We start from the raw sequence: 23,525 nt of genomic DNA, 5'->3' as shown, positions 1-23,525 counted from the left end.
CGTATGGCGTGGGTGCTCGGGCGCAACCTCTCGGGACATGCGCACCGCAACAGAGCTCTCGGTCACGGGTCTACTCCACCCCTTGGACCTTCGTGGCTTCAGTTGACGGTGCCGACGTGGAGCTGCCAGCTGTTCGAGGGGCTGGCCCGGTTGACACTGTGTGTGCTTCCGACGCTCCATCCTGCCAGGTGGAGCAACGCGTCCTCGGGTCGTTTGAGATTCGCGTCCGAGACGTCAGCCCGCTCACCCAGACAACCCGCGATGGATCTCTGTGCACCATTCTCTCGGTGTCTCGGCTCCGACTCTCGGTTTCTTGAGTCTGCGCCGCGCATATCCGTGCGGCGCTGCACGCATCTCAAGCAGCACCTCTCGGTCGAGGTTCGCTGCAGCACCAGCAGCCAACGACTCACATCTGTCAACGTAAGCGGAGACCAGACGTTGGCCCAACCAAGTTCCCAAGTACGCGTCGTGGTCCACCCTCCCGGATATAGCCATGGCAATGTCCCGATAACTGTCGGATCCCGTCGCTAGGGTGAACCTGGCCGTCTTGGCTGACTCGGGCAGGGCTCGAGCCGGACGACTGTCGGACCATTGGCAACTGCACCCTCGCGGGGCGGACGAGGGCTTGGAGTGGTGGCGTTGGCGCTGAAGAAGTCGGATCTGTACAGCTCCCTCTGGAGCGGTGCCGACGAGCTTCGGGGAGGAATGGACGCCTCCCAATACAAGGACTACGTCTTGACGCTGCTCTTCGTGAAGTACGTGTCGGACAAGGCGAAGGCCGACCAGGACAGCCTGATCGACGTCCCGCCCGGCGGCTCGTTCGACGACCTGCTCAAGCTCAAGGGCAAGTCAGACATCGGCGAGCAGATGAACATCGCCATCCGTGCTCTGGCCGAAGCCAACGACCTGCAGGGCGTCATCAACAACGCCGACTGGGACGACCCGACGAAGCTTGGCGACGGCAAGGCCATGGTCGACCGACTCGGCAGCCTGCTGGGGGTCTTCCAAGGGCTGGACTTCACCGGCTCCAAAGCAGAGGGTGACGACCTCCTCGGCGACGCTTACGAGTACCTCATGCGTCACTTCGCGACTGAGTCTGGCAAAAGCAAAGGGCAGTTTTACACGCCGTCCGAGGTCTCGCGGGTCATCGCGCGTCTGCTTGAGATCAAGCCTGGTACGTCCCGCAACACCACTGTGTATGACCCGACCTGCGGCTCCGGGTCGCTGCTCCTCAAGGTGGCCGACGCAGCTCCGAACGGCCTAACGATCTACGGCCAGGAAATGGACAACGCCACCTGGGCGCTCGCGCGAATGAACATGATCCTGCACGGGAACGTCACTGCAGACATCCGGCACGGCAACACTCTGGCGGATCCCAAGTTCCTCAAGAACGACGCACTTCAGACCTTCGACTACATCGTCGCCAATCCGCCGTTCTCGGTGAAGACCTGGACGCACGGCGTTGACAACGAGCGGGGCCGCTTCGACGGCTTCGGTCGCCCGCCGGAGAGGAATGGCGACTACGCCTTCTTGCTCCACATGGTTAAGAGCCTCAAGTCGAACGGCAAGGCGGCCGTCATCCTGCCGCACGGCGTTCTCTTCCGTGGCAACGCCGAAGCCACCATTCGCACGGAGCTTGTGAAGCGCGGCTATATCAAGGCAGTCGTCGGATTGCCCGGCAACCTCTTCTACGGAACGGGCATCCCGGCCTGCATCCTCGTCCTGGACAAGGAGAACGCTCAGGCGCGGGCGGGCATCTTCATGGTCGACGCCAGCAAGGGCTTCGTGAAGGACGGCAACAAGAACCGCCTGCGACCGCGAGACATGCACAAGATCGTCGACGTCGTGACCAAGCAGATCGACGTCGATCACTACTCCCGGATGGTGCCGCTGAGCGAGATCCAGAGCGCCGCCAACGACTTCAATCTGAACATCACGCGTTACATCGACTCTTCGGAGCCCGACGACATCCAGGACCTCGACGCGCACCTCAATGGCGGCATCCCGGACCGCGACTTGGACGAGTTGGCCGCGTACTGGGAGGCGTTCCCGTCGCTTCGCTCGTCGCTGTTTAGGCCGCTTCGAGCTGGCTACTCCGAGCTGGCTGTCGAACCGGGCGACGTGCGCGCAGAGATCACGGGCTCTTCGGAGTACCAGGGCTTTGCGGACGATGTCGCCGACCAGATCGCTCGGTGGTGGACGAACCACCGCGAGCGGCTGGAGTTGATCACCGCGAGCACTCGCCCGGTCGACCTGATCGACAACATCTCGGAAGACCTACTCGTTCGCTTCATCAAGCGGCCGCTCATCGACGAGTACGGCGTCTACGAACGTCTGATGCAGTACTGGAACTCCGTCATGCACGACGACGTGACGATGGTCGTCGGCGAGGGCTGGGTCGAGGCGTCCCGTCCACGAGAGGCCCGCATCGTCGGTACGACGAGCGCCGGCAAGCCGAAGTACGAGGACGCACACATCGTCTTTGGCACCGGTGCTAAGGCCAAGCGATGGGTGATGGACCTCATTCCTCCACACCTGATCATCGACCGCTACTTCAGCGCTGAGAAGGCCGGGATCGAGAAGATCGAACTGGACGTCGAGACGGCCACCCAGACGATCGCCGACTTCGCCGAGGAGCACGTCTCGGAGGGCGGTCTGCTCTTCGACGCGGCTGACGATGAGGGCAAGGTGACCCAGAAGCTCGCCAACGAGCGTCTTCGCGCAGCAAAGCGCGAAGACGCCGATGCAGATGAAGTCGAGGCGCTGAAGAAGGTCATAGAGCTCTTCAAGGCCGAGACCGCCGCGAAGAAGGCGCTCAAGGAGGCGCAGGAGGCTTTGGCACTCGCCACAATTATGAGGTACGGCGAGCTCAGTGAGGACGACGTCAAGACACTTGTGCTCGAAGACAAGTGGTACGCGTCGGCCGTCGCCCTGGTTGAGGAAGAGGTAACAGGCCTCACGTCGACGCTCGTCGGCCGCTTGAGTGCGCTCGGCCGTCGGTACGCATCGACTCTAGGTGAATTACAGTCGTCCGCGGACCAGCTGAACCAGCGTGTGCTCACCCATCTTGAGTCGATGGGAGTGAGCTGATGTCGCTGGGAACGCCACCATTTCCCTCGGACTGGTCTGAGCATCGACTCGGGGACCTCCTGGACTTCAGCAACGGCGTCAACGCCGGCAAAGCTGCCTACGGACGCGGCGTCCGATTCGCCAACGTGATGGAGGTTGTCAACAACGAGGCTCTAACCGAGAAGGACATTCCGGGCCGCGTCGCACTGTCCTCGGACGCTGTGGCTCGCTATCTCGTCCGGCCCGGAGACGTCCTCTTCAACAGGACCTCGGAGACTCAGGACGAGGTGGGTATGACCTCCGTCTACGTTGGCGAGGAGCCGGTGGTCTTCGGCGGCTTCGTGTTTCGTGGCCGGCCGCGCACGTCGTTGCTCGACCGCGGGTTCAGTCAGTACGTCCTGCGTAGTTCCGCAGTGCGAGGGCAGATCATTGCCCGTTCGCAAGGTGCCATTCGTGCCAACGTCGGGCAGCGCGACCTCAAGTCGGTTCGCGTCTTCCTTCCTGGCAAGCCGGAGCAAGAGGCGATCGCAAGTGTGCTCGACGACATCCGCTCGTCAATCGTCAGGCAATCCGCTCTGGTTGCGAAGAAGCGCGCCATGCACCTCGGGCTAACGCAGGTGCTGTTGACTGGCCGGATTCGTTTGCCTGGTTTCGCCGCTGACTGGAAACGGGTTCCCATTGCTGAGGTGCTGGAGCCGCGGACAGAGCGCAACGCTGCTGCGGCGGCGCTTGAAGTTCTGAGCTGTACCAAGCATCAGGGCTTCGTCCGCTCGCTCGACTTCTTCAAGAACCAGGTGTTCAGCCGTGACCTCAGCAACTACCTGGTGATCCACCATGGAGACATCGGTTATCCGGCCAACCACGTTGAGGAGGGCTCGATCGGTGTCCAGGAGTTGGCGGAACGGGGGCTCGTGAGTCCGATCTACGTGGTGATGCGCCCGGTCAGGGGTACGGACACGTTCTTCTTGCACAGGCAACTGAAGCTCGACTCGTTCCGACAGGAATTCGCTCGCGCCACCAACGCCTCTGTGAACCGCCGGGGGAGCCTCAGATGGCCCGAGTTCTCGCGCATCAACGTCTCGGTACCTGAACCGGACGAGCAGCGCGCAATCGCCTCAGCCATTCGCGACGCAGAGGCCGAGATTGCTCAGTTGCAGCGAGAGGTTGAGAAGTTGCGAAACATCAAGCAGGGCGTAGCGCAGCAGCTGCTCAATGGGTCGACTCGTCTCCCAGGAATGGGTGCAGCGGCATGAGTGAAGTTGGCCAGCCCGAACGCAAGACCCAGATCCGCGTCGTGAAGCTGCTCCAGAAGCAGCTCGGGTACGACTACCGCGGTGACTGGCAGGACCGCGTGGGCAACTCCCACGTGGAGGAGGAACTTCTGCGCGCGTACCTCGACGAGCGCGGCTACGACGACGTCCTGGTCAAACGCGCTATCCACGAACTCAAGACTCGTGCGACAGTCGGCGGCGCGCGCAAGCTCTACGAGGCAAACCGCGAGGTTTACGAGCTGCTGCGCTACGGCGCGAAGGTCAAGCGCGAGGCAGGGGACCAGTACGAGACCGTCCACCTCATCGACTGGGACAACCCCGAGAAGAATCACTTCGCGGTCGCGGAGGAGGTCTCCATCAAGGGCGCGCACAACAAGCGCCCCGACGTCGTGCTCTACGTCAACGGCATCGCGCTCGGTGTCATCGAACTGAAGCGCTCGAAGGTGAGCGCGTCAGAGGGCATCCGGCAGAACATCGGCAACCAGGACGAGCACTTCATCCGGCCGTTCTTCTCGACGGTGCAGTTCGTGTTCGCCGGAAACGACGTGGAGGGTCTGCGCTACGGCGTCATCCAGACCCCTGAGAAGTACTGGCTCTCCTGGAAGGAGCCGTCCGAGATCGAGGAGCCGCTGGACCGCGCCCTGCTCCAGATGTGCAGCAAGGAGCGACTCCTCGAGCTCATCCATGACTTCATCGTCTTCGATGCGGGCATCAAGAAGGCTCCGCGCCACAACCAGTTCTTCGGGATCAAGGCTGCGCAGGAGCGCATCGCCAAGCGCGAAGGCGGCATCATCTGGCACACCCAGGGGTCCGGCAAGAGCCTCATCATGGTCTGGCTGGCCAAGTGGATCCACGAGAACCAGCACAACGCGCGGGTCATTGTCATCACCGACCGCACCGAGCTGGATGAGCAGATCGAGTCCGTCTTCGGCGGCGTCGACGAGAGCATCTACCGCGCCACCGGCGGGGCCGACCTCATCGGCAAGCTCAACTCCCACAACCCATGGTTGATCTGCTCGCTCGTGCACAAGTTCCGCGGAGGAGACGACGAGAAGGAGCTCGACGAAGCCAGCGACGACTTCATCGCGCAGCTGCACAAGACGCTGCCTCCCGACTTCTCGGCGAAGGGCAACATCTTTGTCTTCGTAGATGAGGCTCACCGCACGCAGTCGGGCAAGATGCATGCCGCTATGAAGAGCCTTCTGCCGGACGCCATGTTCATCGGCTTCACCGGTACTCCGCTGCTCAAGACCGATAAGGCGACGAGCATTGCCACGTTCGGCACTTACATCCACACCTACAAGTTCGACGAGGCCGTCGAAGACGGTGTCGTGCTGGACCTGCGCTACGAGGCTCGTGACGTCGAGCAGGATCTGAGCAGCCCCACCAAGGTTGACCAGTGGTTCGAGGCAAAGACCAAGGCGCTAACGGACCTGACCAAGGCCACGCTCAAGAAGCGTTGGGGCACGATGCAGAAGGTGTTCTCCTCTGAGGGGCGCACCAAGCAGATCGTGCAGGACATCCTCATGGACATGGAGACGAAGCCTCGTCTCATGGACGGTCGCGGCAACGCAATTCTGGTCAGCGACAGCATCTACCAGGCGTGCCGGTTCTACGACCTCTTTGTGCAGGCGGGCTTCAAGGACAAGGTCGCCATCGTCACGAGCTACGTGCCGAGCGCATCGGAGATCTCTAAGGAGGACGCCGGCGACGGCAAGACCGAGAAGATCCGCCAGTACGAGATCTACCGCCAGATGCTCGCGGACTTCTTTGGCGTCCCGGCCGACGACGCGGTGGCTCGGGTCGATGAGTTCGAGAAGGAGGTGAAGCGCCGGTTCGTCGAAGAGCCTGGCCAGATGCGTCTGCTCATCGTGGTCGACAAGCTGCTCACCGGCTTCGACGCGCCCGACGCAACCTTCCTCTACATCGACAAGGCCATGCACGACCACGGCTTGTTCCAGGCGATCTGCCGGGTAAACCGGCTCGGCGGCGACGACAAGGAGTATGGCTACATCGTCGACTACCGCGACTTGTTCAAGTCGCTGGAGGGAGCGATCACCGACTACACCTCTGACGCATTCGAGGGCTATGACGAGGAAGACATCGAGGGGCTCCTTAAGGATCGCTTGGTCGACGGTCGCAAGGACCTGGACGAGGCACTCGAGTTCCTGCGGCTGCTCTGCGAGCCTGTCGCTGCACCGAAGCAGACGCTGCAGTACCAGCACTACTTCTGTGCCAAGGAGGCCGGCAATGCCGAGCAGCTCAAGGCCAACGAGCCGCTCCGCGTCGAGTTGTACAAGGGCGTGTCGTCGCTGGTGCGGGCCTACACCACTATCGCGAACGAGATGGCCGAGGCCGGGTACTCCGACGCCGAAGCGGCCTCCATCAAGGCCGAGGTCAAGCACTTTGCCGATGTGCGAGACGAGGTCAAGCTCGGTGCCAACGAGAACGTCGACCTGAAGCAGTTCGAGGCCGGCATGCGTGCGCTACTCGATACCTACATTCAGGCGCAGCCCCCGGAGATCGTCGCGACCTTTGAGGAGAAGGGTCTCGTGCAGCTCATCGTTGAGCGGGGCGAAGACGCGCTCAACAACCTGCCCGACGGCATCAAGAAGGACAAGGACGCGGTCGCCGAGACGATCATCAACAACGTCCGCAAGACCATCGTCGACGAGCAGGCGATGAACCCGAAGTACTACGACAAGATGTCGGAACTGCTCAGTGCGCTCATCCAGCAGCGCAAGCAACAGGCCATCGAGTACAAGACATTCCTGCAGGGGCTGCTCGACCTCGCGAAGAAGGTCGGCACGGGGGAGTCCGATGACGTCACGTACGACAACTGGGTGAAGGACGGTGCGCAGCGGGCACTCGTTGACTCTGGGCTTCCTTCGGACCTGGCCGAGCTCGTCGACGAGACCGTGCGGCGGGAGCGTCTACACGACTGGGTCGGCAACAAGATGAAGGAGCGCGCACTCGCCAAGGCGATCCGCTCGGTTCTTCCGCCGGACTTCAGCGCCCAGGAATTCGAGAAGCTGTTCAACCTTATTAAGGCACGCCATGAGTACGAGTAGCGCGTACCTCACGGTCGGGGGTATCGGCATCGACGTCATCTACAAGGACATCAAGAACCTCCACATATCGGTGCACCCGCCAGTTGGTCGTGTTCGTGTCGCGGCACCGAACCGTTTGAACGACCAAGCCATTCGGCTCGCGGTGATCCAGCGTCTGCCGTGGATCAAACGGCAACGCGAACAACTGCAGTCCGCACCCCGCCAGACCAAGCGCAACATGGTCTCGGGGGAGAGCCACTACGTCTGGGGCCAGCGTTACATCCTCGATGTGTCCCGCACCGGACGGCACGGCGTTGAGCTCGCTGGCAAGACGCTCTGGGTCGTTGCACCAAAAGGCAGCGACGACGACGTTCGTCTGCGCGTGTTGGAGAACTGGTATCGCCGCGAGTTGAAGCGTGCGATTCCGTCATTGATCGCCAAGTGGGAGCCGGTGACAGGTCGCCAGGTGGAGAGCTGGACCGTACGCCGGATGAAGACCAAGTGGGGCTCCTGTAGCGCTGACTCCGCGCATCTCTGGTTCAACGTTGAGCTAGCGAAGAAGGATCCGCGCTGCCTGGAGTACATCGTTGTCCACGAGATGGCTCACCTGCGCGAGCGTGGTCACGGCGAGCGCTTCGTTTCGCTCATGGATCAATACCTGCCGAACTGGCGCGCTCTGCGCGACGAACTCAATGCCGCGCCACTCGCTGACGAGGAGTGGACCGAGGCCGAGGGCGGCGCCTGATGCAGATCAAGCTCGCCGGGCGGCCGTACGAGTTGACCCCAGACCTGATCCGGGGGCGGCTGCGCGACCGCACGCCCGAGGAAATCCAGGAGTACTGGGTCGAGATCGACTGCGTTCGGTGGCCGGTCAAGCAGGTGATCGCACTTGCAACTGGCGCAAAGCGATCGGAGTTCCAGTCTCAGGATTCGCGGCGCTGGCTACAGAACCTGGGTTTCTCCCTGGGCGCCGGTTCCAGCGCTCTCAACGGCCGAGTCCACCCAGGTCGATCATCCGGGCGTCAGCAGGTCGCTGTGCAGGATCTCCCGGAGCTCGAGTCACTGAGCGTCTCGCTCAGCCTGACGTGGCGCTTGGCTGGAGCGGTCACTCTCGACAGTGCAGGGGTGCCGGACTTCCCGACACTCCCGAGCAAGCCCGGGCTGTATCGCTACGACTTCGGCACCGATGACGCCGGGGTGCGGACGTATTACATCGGGGAATCGCAGGACCTCGCCCGACGAGCGCGCAACTATCGCGGCGCGAAGACTGATCGCTCCACGCAGCGGACGAGTCGGCGAATCCACCTGGAAATCATTGAGCACCTGATGATGGGCGGCTCCATCGACTTTGCAATCGCGACTGAGGTCAGCGTCGACGGTGACGTCGCTGTAGACCTCCGCCTCAAGTCGGCTCGCCGCATGGCCGAGAACGCCGCCGTACTCGATGCACAGACGAGCGATCAGGTTCGCGTACTCAACATCGACGCGGACCTCGGAGACCCAGAAGGCGGAGCGGAGTAGTACATGCGGCTGACCAGACTCGCGATCACGAATCACAGCCGCCTTCAGGACGTCGAGCTGGAGGTGCGCCAGCACCTGGTGCTCGTTGGCCCGAACGACGTCGGTAAGTCGTCCGTCCTGCGCTGCCTCAACCTGCTGCTCGGCGCAAGCACCGCCCAGCTCTATTCCTGGCTGACACCCGACGACCTGCGTGACCAGGCGCAGTCGCTTGTTGTCGAGGCAGATCTGATCGACTTCACCCCGGACGACGAGGCGGTGTTCCCGGACGAGATCAACGTTGACGCCAGCGGCAATAAGTCGCTCACGCTGCGGCTTGAGGCCACATATGACGCGAACCAGACGCTTATCGTTGAGCGTCGCGCGCACGGTGCAGGGCACAACCGCCAACTTTCGCGTCAGCAGTTGCAGGCCATTGGGTGGAAGCTCCTCGGCGCGACTGCGATGAGTCGGGATCTGCGCGAGGACCGACGCTCCGCACTGGACGAGATCCTGGAGCAGGTGGAGCTCGGCGCGGAGCAGGCTGAGTTCGACAAGTTGGCTGCGCAGCTGCAGGAACAGCTCAAGAGTTCGACGGCGCTCGGGGCACTCAGAGGTGACCTGGCAAGCCAGCTAAGCCGAGCGCTTCCTGATGCAGTGGCGCAGGACGACCTGCTGCTGGTTCCCGGCGCGACCGCTGACAGTGACGTACTCAGCGATGTGCGCCTCCAAGTCGTAAAGGGCGGCGTGCCGCGCAACCTTTCGGAGCAGTCGGACGGGATGCGGGCCTTGTACGCGCTTGCGCTCTACGACCTGGTAAGCGTGGGTGCGAACGTCGTTGGCATTGATGAGCCAGAAGTTCACCTTCACCCGACCAGTCAGCGCAGCCTCGCACGCCTGCTGCAGAGCGGGCCAAACCAGAAGATCCTCGCGACCCACTCGGCAGACATCGTGGGTGCCTTTCAGCCTGACTGCATTGTCGCGGTACGTACCGGCGGCCACGTCGTGCAGCCGACCGCGAACTTCCTCTCTGATGACGAGCGGATGGTCGTGCACTGGTGGGTTCGCGACAAGCTCGAGCCGCTCACCGCACGCCGCGTGATTGCGGTCGAGGGTGTGTCCGACCGGATCATCTTGGAAGCGATCGGTGAGCTGACCGGAAGCAACCTTGACCGGCTCGGAATCTCGCTCATGGAGACCGATGGGTCTGGCGACATGGGTGCGATCATCAAGCTCTTCGGCAAGAGCGGCTTCGACATTCCTCTCTCGCTCCTCATCGACAAGGACGCCGCTGCGGATACCGCGAACAAGCTTGGCATCCCGGAAGCCGACCTCGAAACGCACTCGGCATACGTCTCCGATCCCGACCTTGAGGCCGAGTACGTCGGGGCCCTCGGCGCGGATGTCGTGTGGGCTGCCATCGAAGAGTCGACGCTCTTCTCAAGGAACGAGCGAGCCCTTTGCGCTGCGTCGGGCCCTGGCGGGACACGTACTGCCGAGGACGTCGCAGCCTTCTGTCGGCGCAAGGGGAGGGGCTACAAGGTGCGAGCGGCCATGGTCGTCGTGTCGCTGCTAAACGGGACGACGGCTAAGAGCATCCTGAGTATCAATCGCCTGTTGGACGAGTTCACGGCATAACCAGATGGTCACCCCCACCGCGGCTCAGGAGAAAGTCCGCGACCACGATGGTCTCGCGCTGCTCGTGGTCGCGCCTGCAGGATGTGGCAAGACCGAGGCGCTTGCTCTGCGGGTCGCGGGTCTCATCGACCGGAACGTCACCGACGGTGCCCGCAAGGTCCTGGTCACAACCTTCTCCAACCGTGCGCGCGACAACATCCGCGACCGGCTCCGGTCATATCTGTCGTCGCCGGCACTTCGCGACCGGGTCTCGGTCACCAACTTCCATGGCCTCTCGGCTCGCATCTTCAGGGCCCACGCGCGCGTAATCGGCCTTGACCCCGAGATGGAGTTGCCCGAGTCGGATTGGGTGCGCGAGCAATGCCTGAGTTGGGGTTGGGGGTGGGACTGGATCACTCTGTCAGAAGAGGCCCTGCGTCTTGCTAAGCAGCAGCCGCTCGACGACGCCGGCGTGGACGCGTTCCTTGGAGAACGTGGGGCGACGGGAGCGCTGCAACTTGAGCAGCAGCGGCTGGCCGAGAACCGTCTCACCTACGACGACCTTCCCCGTGTTGCCGAGCTGATCCTTGCCAACGACGCGGTCGCTGAGCTCTACCGGAATCACTTCGGCGCCGTCATAGTCGACGAGTTCCAGGACCTCACGCCCCAGCAGTTGCGGATCGTGAACCGGATCGGACTCGCCAAGACCACCTATGCGGGCGACCTTGCACAGGGCATCTACGGCTTCGCAGGCGCGCAGCCCACGCAGATCGACGCCGCGATCCGCGCCGAGTGCCCCGATGTCATCGAATTCGCCGAGTCGCACCGATCGTCGCCAGCTGTGCTCGGCATGGTGAACTCGCTGAACGGCTTAACCGGAGGGCTCACCCTCACGTCGGCGCGGCGTGAGTCGTGGCCTGGAGGCGGTCTGGCAGCAGGGATAGCGTTCAACGACGCAGCGCAAGAAGGACAGTGGGCGGTGCAGTTCGCTCGCTTCATCCTCGAGTGTGCCCCTCAACAACGCATCGGCATCATCTGTCGGAACGGACCACGGCGGGAGACGGTCGACGCGATTGCCGAGCAGTCTGGGCTTCCCGTCTACCGATGGGATGATGGTGTACTCGACACCGAGACGGCCAGACTCATGAAGATCATGCTCGTCCGCCTCAATGCTGCCGAAGCGCTAGCAGCCGCCGACCCGCTCCAGTACCTCCGGGAGGCGGCCAAGCTTGGGACGATTGCCGACACTGACACGAGGCGCTTCTTGGCTGATGCGCTGGTCTGGTGCCTCGACAAGCTCCGCGACGGCATGACGCCGTTGCAGATCCGTGACCGGATCAAGGTGGGCGACCAGGACACCCTTCTGACGGTGGCTGGGCTGCATCTCTTGAGTGGCCACGTCGGGAAGGGGCAGCAGTTCGACTGGGTCGTTGTTGTCGGGGCAGAGGACGGGGTCATCCCGGATTGGCGCTCGAACACCCAGGCCGCAAAGCTCGAAGACGCCCGCGTGCTCTCGGTGATGCTCTCGCGTGCCCGCCACGGTGTGGTCGTCACGTATGCCACGCGGATCGCTGACAAGTACGGGCGAGTACGCGCCAAGCAAGGTACTCCGTACTACAGCCACCTCAGGGCGGCGCCGTTTACGGATGCGGTAGGTGTGCAGCGCTTCCTGGAGACAGCTGACTGGGCAGCGATCGCTGCACGATGAATGGCAGTGCACCGCGTCGAGCTGTGGTCAAGGGTTGGCCGGCGCCATACACCCTAGTGGGGTATAGGGCCTGAGTAGGCCGTGGGCCGCACTGGGGCCGCAGACGAATGAAAAACGACCCCTGACGCCGGAAGACGTTGGAAGGCGTCTTCGCAGGTCAGGGGCCGTTTCAGGCACTCGGACGGGTGGGCATCACCCACGCGGGACTAGATGTCGTAGTAGAGCTCGAACTCGTGCGGGTGCGGGCGCTGCTGGACGGGGAGGATCTCGTTGGTGCGCTTGTAGTCGATCCAGGTCTCGATCAGGTCCGAGGTGAACACGTTCCCCGCGGTCAGGAACTCGTGGTCGCTCTCGAGGTTGTCGAGCACCGCGCCCAGCGAGGTGGGCACCTGGTCGATGTCGGCCATCTCGTCCGGCGGGAGCTCGTAGATGTCCTTGTCGATCGGGGCGGCGGGCTCGGTCTTGTTCTTGATGCCGTCGAGGCCGGCCAGCAACAGCGCCGAGAAGGCGAGGTACGGGTTGGCCGACGGGTCGGGGCAGCGGAACTCGATGCGCTTGGCCTTCGGGTTCGAGCCGGTGATCGGGATCCGGACGCAGGCCGAGCGGTTGCGCTGGGAGTACACCAGCGAGATCGGGGCCTCGAAGCCCGGCACCAGGCGGTGGTAGGAGTTCACCGTCGGGTTGGTGAACGCCAGCAGCGACGGGGCGTGCTTGAGCAGGCCGCCGATGTACCAGCGGGCGGTGTCCGAGAGGCCGCCGTACCCGGTCTCGTCGTAGAACAGCGGCGAGCCCTCGTTCCAGATCGACTGGTGCACGTGCATGCCCGACCCGTTGTCGCCGAAGATCGGCTTGGGCATGAACGTCGCGGTCTTGCCGTTGCGCCAGGCGACGTTCTTGATGATGTACTTGAACTTCATCACGTCGTCGGCTGCCTTGAGCAGCTCGTCGAAGCGGTAGTTGATCTCGGCCTGGCCGGCGGTGCCGACCTCGTGGTGGGCGCGCTCGACGATCAGGCCGGACTTCTCGAGCTCGATCACCATCTCGTCGCGGAGCTCGCCGAAGTGGTCGGTGGGCGCGACCGGGAAGTAGCCGCCCTTGTACTTGACCTTGTAGCCACGGTTGTCGTTCTCGAACGCCGCGCCGGTGTTCCAGGCACCGGCGGAGGAGTCGATCTCGTAGTAGCCGGCATTGGCCTTGGTCTCGAACCGCACGTTGTCGAAGACGTAGAACTCGGCCTCGGGCGCGAAGTACGCCGTGTCGCCGATGCCGGTCGTGGCGAGGTAGGCCATCGCCTTGCGCGCGATGTTGCGCGGGTCGCGGGAGTAGGCCTCGCCGGTGAGCGGGTCGTGGATGAAGAAGTTGACGACCAGCGTCTTCGCCGTGCGGAACGGGTCGAGGTAGGCGGTCGTCGGGTCCGGGAACAGCGACATGTCGGACTCGTGGATGGCCTGGAAGCCGCGGATCGAGGACCCGTCGAAGTTCAGGCCGTCGTCGAAGACCGACTGGTCGAACGACGACACCGGGACCGTGAAGTGCTGCATGACGCCGGGCAGGTCGCAGAAGCGGATGTCGATCATCTCGACGCCCTCGTCCTTGACGTACTTGAGCAGCTCGTCGCTGTTCTGGAACATTCGTCCTCCTTGGCTGCCAACGCAGTGGGTAACAGCCGGAAAGTCTGTGAGCAAGAGCCGGGGCGACGCTGCTCCGGGCGGTGCTCGCAACGTATGCACGGCCAGTTTCTCGACCGTATCGGGTTTGTTTCCGGCGTGTAACAGGTGGTCGGTGACTGGACCGGATCGGCGCCCGCCTACCCTGACCGTCGTGACTGAGCCCGCAGCGCCGCTGCTCGAGACCGCCTCGTGGGGGCGCCGGGTGCTGGCGCTCCTCGTCGACTGGTTCGCCTCGATCCTGGTGGTCAGCCTGTTCGTGCCGGTGTTCGGCACCACCGGTGGGCCCGGGAGCTTCTACACGCTGCTGGTCTTCGTGGTGGAGTCGGCGCTGCTGACCGCCACGGTGGGCGGCTCCTTCGGCAAGATCGCGACCCGACTGCGCGTGGTGCGGGTGGACGGCGGCGGCAATGTCGACCTGCTGCGCTCCTTCGCCCGGGCGATCGGGGTCGCCCTGGTGATCCCGCCGCTGGTGTTCCGTCCTGACCGGCGCGGCCTGCACGACGTGCTCGCCGGCACCGCGACGGTCACCCTCGACGTCGCGCGCTCTCCCCGGTCCTGAGCCGGAGGTTCGGCAGCTGGGGTCGGTGGGTCATGCTGGAGGCACCGTCCCGCTCTCGGAGAGGCCCAGCCGTGACCCGTCTGACCGCCGTACGCCGCAACCTCGCTGCGCTCGCCGTCGCCCCGCTGCTGCTCACCGGGCTCGCCGCCTGTGGTGACGGCGGCGAGACCACGGCCAAGGACCCGGCCGCCGAATCCCTCGCCGGCGCGGCCGTCCTCACCGGCCTGAAGACCGGTGACGAGGTCGACCCGGACGAGTTCATCGGCATCGTCGTCGACGGCATGGAGGCGTCCACGACCGCGCACATGACGATGACGACCACGATGGGCCAGCTCGGCGAGATGACCGCGGAGGGCGACGTCGACTACACCGCCGACCCGGTCGCGATGGCGATGACGCTGGCCATGCCGACGTCGATGCCGATGGGCGACCAGCCCGCCGACCTGCGCTTCGTCGACGGCGTCTTCTACATGTCGATGGGCGAGCTGACCGGGGGCAAGTTCTGGAAGCTGGACCCTGCCGACTCGTCGAGCCCGCTCGGCGACCTGGGACCGATGCTCGACCAGATGGATCCGACCGCGATGATGCAGCGGCTCGAGCCGGCCATCGACTCCGTCACGTACGCCGGCGAGGAGGACGTCGACGGGCGCTCACTCGACCACTACGAGCTGACCGTCGACGCCGCTGCGCTCGGCAAGGCGATGAACGCCCCGAAGGGCGCCCTGGGACAGCTGCCGGACAGCGTCAGCTACGACCTGTGGCTCGACGAGGAGCACCGGATGGTGCAGACCACGATGGAGCTGCCGATCCAAGGCATGACCGCCAGCGTCGAGATGACCGTCGAGGACTGGGGCAAGGACGTCTCGATCGAGGCGCCGCCGGCCGGGCAGATCACCGACATGCCGGACCTGGGCGCCATGACGCACCCGTCGCCGACTGTCTGAACCAGCTCGCGATACGACTGGGTCTCGACACGCCGGTCGCGGCTTCGTTCCTCAGCCGCGCGGCTCGCTCGACCACCATCAGCGGGTCCGCTGGCGCGTCCCCGCTAGCGGCCGCGCATCTGGCCGCGCATGCCCTTCATGCTGGTCGGGACCGGGCCCTTGGGCAGCGGGATGCTCGACCGGTTGGCGTCCAGCGCCTTGAGCCGGTTGAGGATGTCGGTCATCTCGGCGGGCTTGACCGAGCGGCCGAGCTTCTGCACGTGCTTGACCAGCTTCGACAGCGGGACCTGACCCTCGCCGTTGCCGCACACGACCTCGTGGATCGGCACCTCGGAGGCGACCCGCTCGTGCTTGCGCCGCTCGGCGGTCATCAGCTGGCGCAGCCGGTGCGGGTTGCCCTCGCCGACCAGCACGATGCCCGGAGGGCCGATCACCCGGTGGACGACGTCCTGCTGCTTGGTGAACGCGATGACCGGGTCGGACTTCCACCCGCGGCGCAGCATCCGGAGCGCGGCCGCCGCGGCGCCCGGCTGGCCCTCCATCTGGGCGTACGCCGCGCGCTGGGCGCGGCGGCCGAAGACGATCATCGCCAGCATCGTGCCGACCAGCAGCGCGCCGATCACCGAGAGCACGATGCCGAGCACGCCCTCTCCGGGGAGGATCCAGAAGACCACGAACCCGATGACGCCGCCGACGAGCAGCGAGCCGAGGATCCAGAGGTTGAGGCGAGAGTCGGACTTCTTCGCCATGCGATAGGTCTCGACGAACTGCGCGCGCCGGCTCATCTTGTCGGGGTCGACGGGCTTGGGGTCCTTCGCCATCGTGCTGGTTGCCTCTTCGAGTCGAACGGTTGGGATCAGGCGGTGACGCCCTCGCGGGCGTCCACAGCCTGACGGTACAGCCGACCGGCTCGGTAGGACGAACGGACGAGCGGTCCGGAGAGCACGCCGGAGAACCCGATCTGGTCGGCCTCCTCCTTGAGCTCCACGAACTCCTCCGGCTTGACCCAGCGCTCGACCGGGTGGTGCCGCACCGAGGGGCGGAGGTACTGCGTGATCGTGACCAGCTCGCACCCGGCGGCGTGCAGGTCGCGCAGCGCCTGCGAGACCTCCTCGCGGGTCTCGCCCATGCCGAGGATCAGGTTGGACTTGGTCACCAGCCCGAAGTCGCGGGCCTGGGTGAGCACGTCGAGCGAGCGGTCGTAGCGGAACGCCGGCCGGATCCGCTTGAAGATGCGCGGCACGGTCTCGACGTTGTGGGCGAGCACCTCGGGGCGCGACTCGAACACCTCGCGCAGCAGGTCGGGCTTGCCGTTGAAGTCGGGGATGAGGTTCTCGACCCCGGTGTCCGGGTTGAGCTCGTGGATGGCACGCACCGTCTCGGCGTACAGCCAGGCGCCGCCGTCCTCGAGGTCGTCACGCGCGACACCGGTGATCGTGGCGTACCGCAGGCCCATGGTCTGCACGGACTCCGCGACCCGGCGCGGCTCGTCCCGGTCGAGCGCCTGCGGCTTGCCGGTGTCGATCTGGCAGAAGTCGCAGCGCCGGGTGCACTGGTCGCCGCCGATGAGGAACGTCGCCTCGCGGTCCTCCCAGCACTCGAAGATGTTGGGGCAGCCGGCCTCCTGGCACACGGTGTGGAGTCCTTCGGACTTCACCAGGCTCTGGAGGTGTTTGTACTCGGGCCCCATCTTGGCCCGGGTCTTGATCCACTCCGGCTTGCGCTCGATCGGGGTCTCGGCGTTGCGCACCTCGAGCCGGAGGAGCTTGCGACCTTCTGGTGCAGGTGCTTGCGTCACGTCGGCCAACTGTACGCGGGCCCCCCAGCCGGGCTCAGGGCACGTCGCGCCGCCGGAAGGAGACCAGCGAGGCACCGGACGTGACCACCAGGGCCGCGCCGTAGTAGGCCGCGCCGTCCCACAGGGACAGCACGCGCTCGCCGGAGCACTCCGAGCCCGGCTGCGGCGGCGGCCCGGTCTGGTTCTCGGCGAAGCAGGAGGGCGGTGGCTCGACCCAGTACGTCGTGCCGTCCTTCACGATCGCGGCCACGTTCTTCTGCGGCTGCCAGTGCTCGCTGAGGCCCAGGACGGCGACGATCACGCCGCCGGCGACCGAGACCGCGAACAGCACCCCGACGGTGGCGACCGTGCTGCGCAGCAGAATGGTCAGGGCGTAGCCACCCAAGGCCGCGGCGGCCGCGAACGCCGCCCCCCGCAGCCCGTAGGCCAGCGAGTCGGTGAGGCCGCCGTCGCGGATCGGCAGGTCGCGGGCATGCATGGTCGCCCACATCGCGAGCCAGTACGCCGTGCTCACCACGGCGGCGGTCACCAGCGCCACGGCCGTGACCGCGAGGGCCTTGGCGCCCCACACTCGCAGCCGCCGAGGCTCGAACAGCAGTTGGTTGCTCATCGAGCCGCTGTTCCAGTCGTGGCCGACGAACGTGGTGCCGGCGAGCAGGAGCAGCGCGGTCAGCACGGCCACCACGGCCATCCCGGCGCCGCCGTCGCGCTGCTCGGCGAGGCTGAGCTGACTGCGGCCGGTGTACCAGCCGACGATCAGGTCGGTGCACTGCTGCTCGGTGCCGTGCCGGTCGCCGAGGTAGCGGCGGGGATGTGCGACGCAGTGGTCGATCTCGCGGGACTGGTCCTGGACGACCTGCGCGATCTCGCTCTCGGAGACCGGCCGGGTCGACCACGCCTGCGCCGCGCCGATGAACGCCGGGATGGCGACGGCGAGCAGCAGCAGGAGCAGCACGGCCCGTCGCCAGCGCAGCCGGGTCAGCTCGATGCGCAGCAGCCGGGCGCTCACTGGTCGCCGCCGAGCTCGGTGCCGGAGGTGAGCTCGAGGAACGCCGCCTCGAGGTCGCGGCGTACGGGCGAGAGCTCGGTGAGCCAGATCCCGGCCGCGCCCAGGGCCTCGGTGACCGCGGCCGGCCGGTCGGTGTCGACCACCAGCCCGTCGCTGACGGTGAACCCGGCGCCGGCGAGCACGCGGGCCGCGGCGTCGGGGTCGGGTGCGCCGACGCGGTACGCCGTGCTCGCGCCGACCAGGTCGTCGACCTTGCCGCTGGCCAGCAGCCGGCCCTGGCCGATGATCGTCGCGGAGGTGCACACCTGTTGCACCTCGGCGAGGATGTGCGAGCTCAGCAGCACCGTGACCCCGGACTCGCCGAGGTCGCGGATCGTGTCGCGGATCTCGCGGATGCCGGCCGGGTCGAGGCCGTTGGTGGGCTCGTCGAGGATCAGCAGGTCCGGGTCCTTGAGCAGGGTGGCCGCGATCGCGAGCCGCTGCTTCATGCCGAGCGAGTACGACTTGTAGCGGTCCTGGTCGCGGCCGGTGAGACCCACGGTCTCGACCGCGGCGCCCACCCGCGAGCTCGGCACCTCGATGGAACGGGCCAGCAAGGTGAGGTTCTGCCGCCCGGAGAAGTTCGGCGAGAACTTCGGGCTCTCCACCACCGCGCCGATCCGGACGATCACGGCCGGCAGCCGGCGGGGGACCTCCTCGCCGAAGAGCCGCATGCTGCCCGCGCTCGCGCGGGCGAGGCCCAGCAGCATCCGGATGGTCGTGGTCTTGCCCGACCCGTTCGGTCCCAGGAACCCGTGCACGCCACCGCGCGGGACCGCGAGGTCCAGGTCGTGGACGGCGACCCGCAGCCCCCGTCTGGTGCGGAACTCCTTGCGCAGGCCCGTGGCCTCGATCACCAGCTCGCTCATGCCGACCCCCCGAGTCGTCGTTGCCATGTGCGGTGTCCGACGATCCAAGCAGGGATCGGGTTGCGCCGGGGAAGGGACGCGCCGAGCCGGCCTACGGCGTGAGGATCTCGATCCGCGGGTGCCGGCCCGGCTCGGGGCGCGCCTCGTAGTCCGGCGTCGGGTCGTACGGCGCCCACGCGAGGTAGTCGCTCAGGTGCCGCTCGACCAGCGGGGTGACCTCGGCGACGGTCACGTCGCGATCGAGCTCGCGGCTCAGCGACGTCACGCCGGCGTCGGCGATGCCGCACGGCACGAACCGGTCGTACCAGCCCAGGTCGACGTCGCAGTTGAGGGCGAACCCGTGCATGGTCACACCGCGGCTCACCCGGATGCCGATCGCGGCGATCTTGCGCTCCGGCCCGCGCTCGTCGGCCTTCAGCCAGACCCCGCTGCGGCCCGGCACGCGCGCGGTGGTGACACCGAGGTCGGTGCACACGTGGATCAGCGCCTCCTCGACCCGGCGGACGTAGTCGACGACCTTGACGTGGTCGGGCAGCGTCACGATCGGGTAGCCGACCAGCTGGCCCGGCCCGTGGAACGTGATCTTGCCGCCGCGGTCGACGTCGATCACCGGCGCCCCGCCGGGGTCGGCCGGCCGCTCGTGCGGCTCGGTGCGCTTGCCGGCGGTGAACACCGGCGGGTGCTCGAGCAGCAGCACGGTGTCCGGCTGCGCGCCGTCCGCGACCCGGGCGTGGACCTCGCGCTGGAGGTCCCACGCTGCGACGTAGTCGACGAGGCCGGCGTCCTGGAAGATCACGCGCTCGAGCCTACTGCGGCACCCAGGAACGCCAGCTGGTCCGGCAGCATCCGCCGCCAGTACGCCGGGTCGTGGGCGCCCGGCTCGAACGTGCTCGTGACGTCGGCGTCGTCGGGGAACGCCCCGACGTAGTCCTGCACGTCGCGGTAGAACGGGTCGCCGGTGCCGCAGTCGACCCGGACGGCGATGCCGGTCAGGTCGGCCTGGTGGCCGACCACGGTGTACTCCTCGTACTCCGCGGCATTGGAGAACCCGGAGGACGACGCCTCGTCCGCGTCGCTCCAGATCGCCGGGCTCGAGGCGACCACGCCCGCGACCCGGTCGGGACCGAGCAGTCCGCCGAGCCGGAGCGCGCCGTAGCCGCCCATCGACCAGCCGATGAGCCCGATCCGGTCGCTGGTCGTCGCTCGCAGCCGCTGCTCGGCCAGCAGCGGCAGGAGCTCGTCGACGACCATCGCGCCCGCGTCCTCGCCGTCGGGGCGCGGGTGCCAGTACGACGTGCCGCCGTCGGCGGCGGCGATCGCGAACGGCGGCACCCCCGCGGCGACCGCGGCCGCGAGGTAGCGGCCCAGGCCCATCGCGGGCCCTACCAGCGTGGCGGCGTCCTGGCCGAGGCCGTGGAGAGCGACCACGACGGGCAGGTCGGTATGCCGCCCGGGCGGCCGGATCAGGCACCAGCCGGTCTCGGCGCCGAGCCGGTGCTGGGAGACGAACGTGTGCGTCTCGACGGGTCCGGCCTCGACATCGGGAATGACGCCGGCCTCCCCGTTGAGGCCGAGGTGGGCCTGCAGCCACGGCCGCCCGGGGAGCACTCCCTGCTCGACGCCGGCTCCGGCGCCCGCCACGACGACCGCCGCGGTGGCGCCCCCGAGCAGCACGGCGCGTCGGCTCAGCACCCGGTCAGTGTCCCAGGCCTGTGGACGACTGCGGCGACGGCTCGCCCGCGGGGTAGGAGGAGGCGATGACGCTCCTGGCCCTCCTGCTGGCCGCGCTGATGGGCACCGTGCCTGCGCCCCCTCCTGCTGCTCCGGACCCTGTGGCCGTCCTCCACGCCTGGGACGACGCTCGCGCCGAGGCGTGGGCGACGGCGGACCCACCTGCCCTGCGACGGCTCTACACCTCGGACAGTGCTGCCGGAGCGGCCGACGTCGCCATGCTCCGGGCCTGGCGGGAGCGTGGCCTGCGGGTCGAGCGGCTGCGCATGCAGGTGCTGTCGGTCGTGGTCCGCTCGCAGGAGCGGCACCGCCTGGTGCTGGTCGTCCGCGACCGGGTGGCCGCGGCGGTCGCGGTCGGTGACGGGGTACGCCGCTCGTTGCCGCACGACGAGGTCTCCACCCGGCGTCTGGTGCTGGTGCGGGTGGCGGGGGAGTGGCGGGTCAGGTGGGTCGCCGACAGGTATTGACAGTGACTGTCAGTTTCGTGCAACACTGAACTGACAGTGACTATCAGATATGCCGATGGAGGCGTGATGACCACTCCGATCCAGCAGTCCCCGCGTCGGTGGTGGGCGCTGCTGTCCTTGGTGCCCGCGGTGCTGGCCGTCGGCCTCGACGGCACGATCCTCAGCGTCGCGCTGCCGACCCTCGGGGGCGAGCTCGACGCGACGACCGGCCAGCTGCAGTGGTTCGTCACGGCCTACGCGCTGGCCTTCGCGGCGGCGATGATCCCCGCCGGCATGCTGGGGGATCGGTGGGGTCGCCGGCGGGTGCTGCTCGGTGCGCTCGGCGTCTTCGGGATCGGGTCCGTGGCCTGCGCGGCCGCGAGCGGCCCGACGACCTTCATCCTCGCCCGGGTGGTCCTCGGCATCGGCGCCGCCGCGATCCTGCCGATGGCGCTGGCCGCGACGCCGTACCTGTTCACCGAGGAGGAGCGCCCGCGGGCGCTCGGCGTGCTGATGTCGGTGACGATGCTCGGGTTCCCGCTCGGACCCCTCCTCGGCGGCTGGCTGCTCAGCAACGCGTGGTGGGGCTGGGTGTTCCTGATCAACGTGCCCGTGGTGGCCGTGGCCCTGGTGGCCGTCCGGGTGCTGATGCCGGAGTCGCGCGGGGCCCGGGCCGGCCGGATCGACCTCGGCGGCGTCGCGCTCTCGGCGACGTCGCTGACCGTGCTGAGCTACGGCGTCATCGAGGCCGGCGACCGGGGATGGACCGACGCCCGGTCGGTGCTGCTCGTCCTCGCCGGCATCGCGCTGGTCGCGGCGTTCGTGTGGTGGCAGCGCCGAGCCCTGGAGCCGCTGGTCGACCTGCGGCTGTTCGCGTCCCGCGCGTTCTCCGGCGGCGCGGTGGTGTCGACCGTGGTCTCCTTCGTGATGATGGGCCTGCTGTTCACGCTCCCGCTCTACACGCAGACGGTGCACGGTCTGGACGCGGAGGGCAGCGGGGTCCGTCTGCTGCCGCTGATCGCCGGGATGCTGCTGACCGCCCTGCCGTCGGGGTTGCTCGCCAAGCGGATCGGCCAGCGCGCGACGGTCGCCGCCGGCATGGTGGTGCTCGCCGTGGGCCTGGGCTGGGGAGCGACCACCGGCGTCGGCGACGGCAGCTGGGCGTCCGCCGGGTGGACGGTGGTCTGCGGCGCCGGTCTCGGGCTGTCCCTGCCCACCGCCATGGACGCCGCGCTGGGGGCCGTGCCCGCCGACGCGGAGGGCGTCGGGTCCGCGGTGTTGCAGGCGCTCCGGATGGTCGGCAGCTCGTTCGGTGCCGCGATCCTCGGCTCGGTGCTCAATGCCGGATACCGCGGCGATCTGCCCACCGACGCACCGTCGTTGCGCGGCCTCGCCCCGGACCTGGCCGCTGCGGCGCGGGACAGCGTCGTCGGGGCGTCCGAGATCGCCCGCAGCCGGGGGTCGGCGGACCTGCTCCACGCCGCGCGGTCGGCGTTCGTGCACGGCATGGACCTGACGCTGTGGGTCTCGTCCGGCCTCGCGCTCGCCGGCGCCGTGCTCGCCGTGGTCGCTCTGGCGGGTCGGGAGCCCGCGCCGGCGGTGGTCGGGGCAGACTCGGTGCATGAGCACGACCCGATCGGCTGAGGGGCAGGCGCGACCGGCGCCGGGGCTCCGCGAGCGCAAGAAGGCCCGGACCCGGTTCGAGATCCAGCAGGAGGCGCTGCGGCTGTTCCGTGAGAAGGGCTACGCCGCCACCACGGTCGAGCAGATCGCCGAGGCCGCGGAGGTCTCACCGAGCACGTTCTTCCGCTACTTCCCGACCAAGGCCTCGCTGGTGCTCACCGACGACTTCGACCCGGTGTTCATCGAGAACTTCCGGGCGCAGCCGGCCGAGCTGGGCGTGGTGGCCGCGATGCGCGCCGCCGTCCGGGCGACGTTCGCCGACATGCCGGCCGATCAGGCGGCTGCCGCCGAGCAGCGCAACGCGATGATGCTGGCCGAGCCCGAGCTGCGGGCGGCGTTCGCCGAGTTCCTCCTCGACTCGACCCGGCTGCTGCTCGGCCTGGTCGTCGAGCGCACCGGCCGTGCAGAGGACGATCCCGAGGTCGTCGCCGTCAGCGGAGCCATCATGGGCGTCCTGCTCTCCGCGCTGCTGCTGTCCGGTGCCAGCGTCGGGGAGCTGGTGGCGCGCATCGACACGCTCGACACGCAGCTCGCCCGGCTCGAGTCGGGGTTCAGCCTGTAGGGC

General features: G+C 67.0%; 19 protein-coding genes. 12 read left to right on the top strand and 7 right to left on the bottom strand.

Annotated elements, in window-relative coordinates; genetic code table 11:
• Positions 1–633 precede the first annotated feature (633 nt).
• The 7 genes from QQZ14_RS23600 to QQZ14_RS23570 are packed head-to-tail and all read left to right on the top strand — an operon-like array spanning position 634 to position 12,212.
• A complete protein-coding gene (locus QQZ14_RS23600) occupies positions 634–3,090 on the top strand; it encodes a type I restriction-modification system subunit M (RefSeq protein ID WP_284536879.1) in 2,457 nt (818 codons plus the stop codon).
• Complete coding sequence (locus QQZ14_RS23595; protein WP_284536878.1) at positions 3,090–4,322, top strand: restriction endonuclease subunit S; 1,233 nt, start codon at positions 3,090–3,092, stop codon at positions 4,320–4,322. Before QQZ14_RS23600 ends, QQZ14_RS23595 begins: the two co-directional genes overlap by 1 nt.
• Positions 4,319–7,411 carry a type I restriction endonuclease subunit R gene (locus QQZ14_RS23590; RefSeq protein ID WP_284536877.1) on the top strand — a complete coding sequence of 1,031 codons (3,093 nt, stop codon included), beginning with the start codon at positions 4,319–4,321 and terminating at the stop codon, positions 7,409–7,411. The genes QQZ14_RS23595 and QQZ14_RS23590 overlap by 4 nt, the downstream gene beginning before the upstream one ends.
• Positions 7,398–8,135: a M48 family metallopeptidase gene (locus QQZ14_RS23585; protein WP_284536876.1), complete on the top strand. Its 738-nt coding sequence runs from the start codon at positions 7,398–7,400 to the stop codon at positions 8,133–8,135. Before QQZ14_RS23590 ends, QQZ14_RS23585 begins: the two co-directional genes overlap by 14 nt.
• Positions 8,135–8,911 carry a hypothetical protein gene (locus QQZ14_RS23580; RefSeq protein ID WP_284536875.1) on the top strand — a complete coding sequence of 259 codons (777 nt, stop codon included), beginning with the start codon at positions 8,135–8,137 and terminating at the stop codon, positions 8,909–8,911. The genes QQZ14_RS23585 and QQZ14_RS23580 overlap by 1 nt, the downstream gene beginning before the upstream one ends.
• Positions 8,912–8,914: 3 nt before the next feature.
• Positions 8,915–10,525, top strand: a complete 1,611-nt coding sequence (locus QQZ14_RS23575; RefSeq protein ID WP_284536874.1) for an ATP-dependent nuclease — start codon at positions 8,915–8,917, stop codon at positions 10,523–10,525.
• 4 nt (positions 10,526–10,529) lie between these two features.
• Positions 10,530–12,212: a UvrD-helicase domain-containing protein gene (locus QQZ14_RS23570; RefSeq protein WP_284536873.1), complete on the top strand. Its 1,683-nt coding sequence runs from the start codon at positions 10,530–10,532 to the stop codon at positions 12,210–12,212.
• A 206-nt stretch (positions 12,213–12,418) separates the two neighbouring features.
• On the opposite strand, the gene glnA is transcribed toward QQZ14_RS23570, so the two are convergent.
• Positions 12,419–13,843 (bottom strand): type I glutamate--ammonia ligase, encoded by a 1,425-nt coding sequence (gene glnA, locus QQZ14_RS23565; protein WP_284536872.1) that lies wholly within the window; start codon positions 13,841–13,843, stop codon positions 12,419–12,421.
• A gap of 190 nt (positions 13,844–14,033) precedes the next feature.
• On the opposite strand from glnA, the gene QQZ14_RS23560 reads away from it, so the two are divergent.
• Together QQZ14_RS23560 and QQZ14_RS23555 are read left to right on the top strand one after the other, a co-directional pair.
• Positions 14,034–14,441 carry an RDD family protein gene (locus QQZ14_RS23560; protein ID WP_284536871.1) on the top strand — a complete coding sequence of 136 codons (408 nt, stop codon included), beginning with the start codon at positions 14,034–14,036 and terminating at the stop codon, positions 14,439–14,441.
• Positions 14,442–14,512: 71 nt separating this feature from the next.
• The gene (locus QQZ14_RS23555) at positions 14,513–15,385 is read left to right on the top strand and encodes an LppX_LprAFG lipoprotein (RefSeq protein WP_284536870.1); all 873 of its coding nucleotides are present in this window, start codon (positions 14,513–14,515) and stop codon (positions 15,383–15,385) included.
• Between the two features lie 104 nt (positions 15,386–15,489).
• Here QQZ14_RS23555 and QQZ14_RS23550 read toward each other — a convergent pair whose 3' ends face one another.
• The 6 genes from QQZ14_RS23550 to QQZ14_RS23525 form a co-directional block, all read right to left on the bottom strand.
• Positions 15,490–16,206 carry a DUF4191 domain-containing protein gene (locus QQZ14_RS23550; protein ID WP_284536869.1) on the bottom strand — a complete coding sequence of 239 codons (717 nt, stop codon included), beginning with the start codon at positions 16,204–16,206 and terminating at the stop codon, positions 15,490–15,492.
• 35 nt (positions 16,207–16,241) lie between these two features.
• Positions 16,242–17,183: a lipoyl synthase gene (lipA, locus tag QQZ14_RS23545; protein WP_284536868.1), complete on the bottom strand. Its 942-nt coding sequence runs from the start codon at positions 17,181–17,183 to the stop codon at positions 16,242–16,244.
• A gap of 34 nt (positions 17,184–17,217) precedes the next feature.
• Complete coding sequence (locus QQZ14_RS23540) at positions 17,218–18,192, bottom strand: hypothetical protein (protein WP_284536867.1); 975 nt, start codon at positions 18,190–18,192, stop codon at positions 17,218–17,220.
• Positions 18,189–19,100 (bottom strand): ABC transporter ATP-binding protein, encoded by a 912-nt coding sequence (locus QQZ14_RS23535; RefSeq protein ID WP_284536866.1) that lies wholly within the window; start codon positions 19,098–19,100, stop codon positions 18,189–18,191. Before QQZ14_RS23535 ends, QQZ14_RS23540 begins: the two co-directional genes overlap by 4 nt.
• Positions 19,101–19,191: 91 nt before the next feature.
• Entirely contained in the window at positions 19,192–19,896 is a 705-nt protein-coding gene (lipB, locus tag QQZ14_RS23530; protein ID WP_284536865.1) for a lipoyl(octanoyl) transferase LipB, read from the bottom strand.
• Complete coding sequence (locus QQZ14_RS23525) at positions 19,893–20,792, bottom strand: alpha/beta hydrolase-fold protein (protein WP_284536864.1); 900 nt, start codon at positions 20,790–20,792, stop codon at positions 19,893–19,895. The genes lipB and QQZ14_RS23525 overlap by 4 nt, the downstream gene beginning before the upstream one ends.
• A gap of 65 nt (positions 20,793–20,857) precedes the next feature.
• Between QQZ14_RS23525 and QQZ14_RS23520 the strand changes: the two genes are divergently transcribed.
• The 3 genes from QQZ14_RS23520 to QQZ14_RS23510 all read left to right on the top strand — a co-directional run bounded on the left by QQZ14_RS23520 (position 20,858) and on the right by QQZ14_RS23510 (position 23,522).
• Positions 20,858–21,298 carry a hypothetical protein gene (locus QQZ14_RS23520; protein ID WP_284536863.1) on the top strand — a complete coding sequence of 147 codons (441 nt, stop codon included), beginning with the start codon at positions 20,858–20,860 and terminating at the stop codon, positions 21,296–21,298.
• A 66-nt stretch (positions 21,299–21,364) separates the two neighbouring features.
• Positions 21,365–22,921: a DHA2 family efflux MFS transporter permease subunit gene (locus tag QQZ14_RS23515; RefSeq protein ID WP_284536862.1), complete on the top strand. Its 1,557-nt coding sequence runs from the start codon at positions 21,365–21,367 to the stop codon at positions 22,919–22,921.
• Positions 22,899–23,522: a TetR/AcrR family transcriptional regulator gene (locus tag QQZ14_RS23510; RefSeq protein ID WP_284536861.1), complete on the top strand. Its 624-nt coding sequence runs from the start codon at positions 22,899–22,901 to the stop codon at positions 23,520–23,522. The genes QQZ14_RS23515 and QQZ14_RS23510 overlap by 23 nt, the downstream gene beginning before the upstream one ends.
• Positions 23,523–23,525: the final 3 nt, after the last annotated feature.

It is taken from the genome of Nocardioides sp. T2.26MG-1 (assembly GCF_950101795.1).
Classification (GTDB): domain Bacteria; phylum Actinomycetota; class Actinomycetes; order Propionibacteriales; family Nocardioidaceae; genus Nocardioides.
This window is presented reverse-complemented; position numbering and strand designations above follow the sequence as displayed.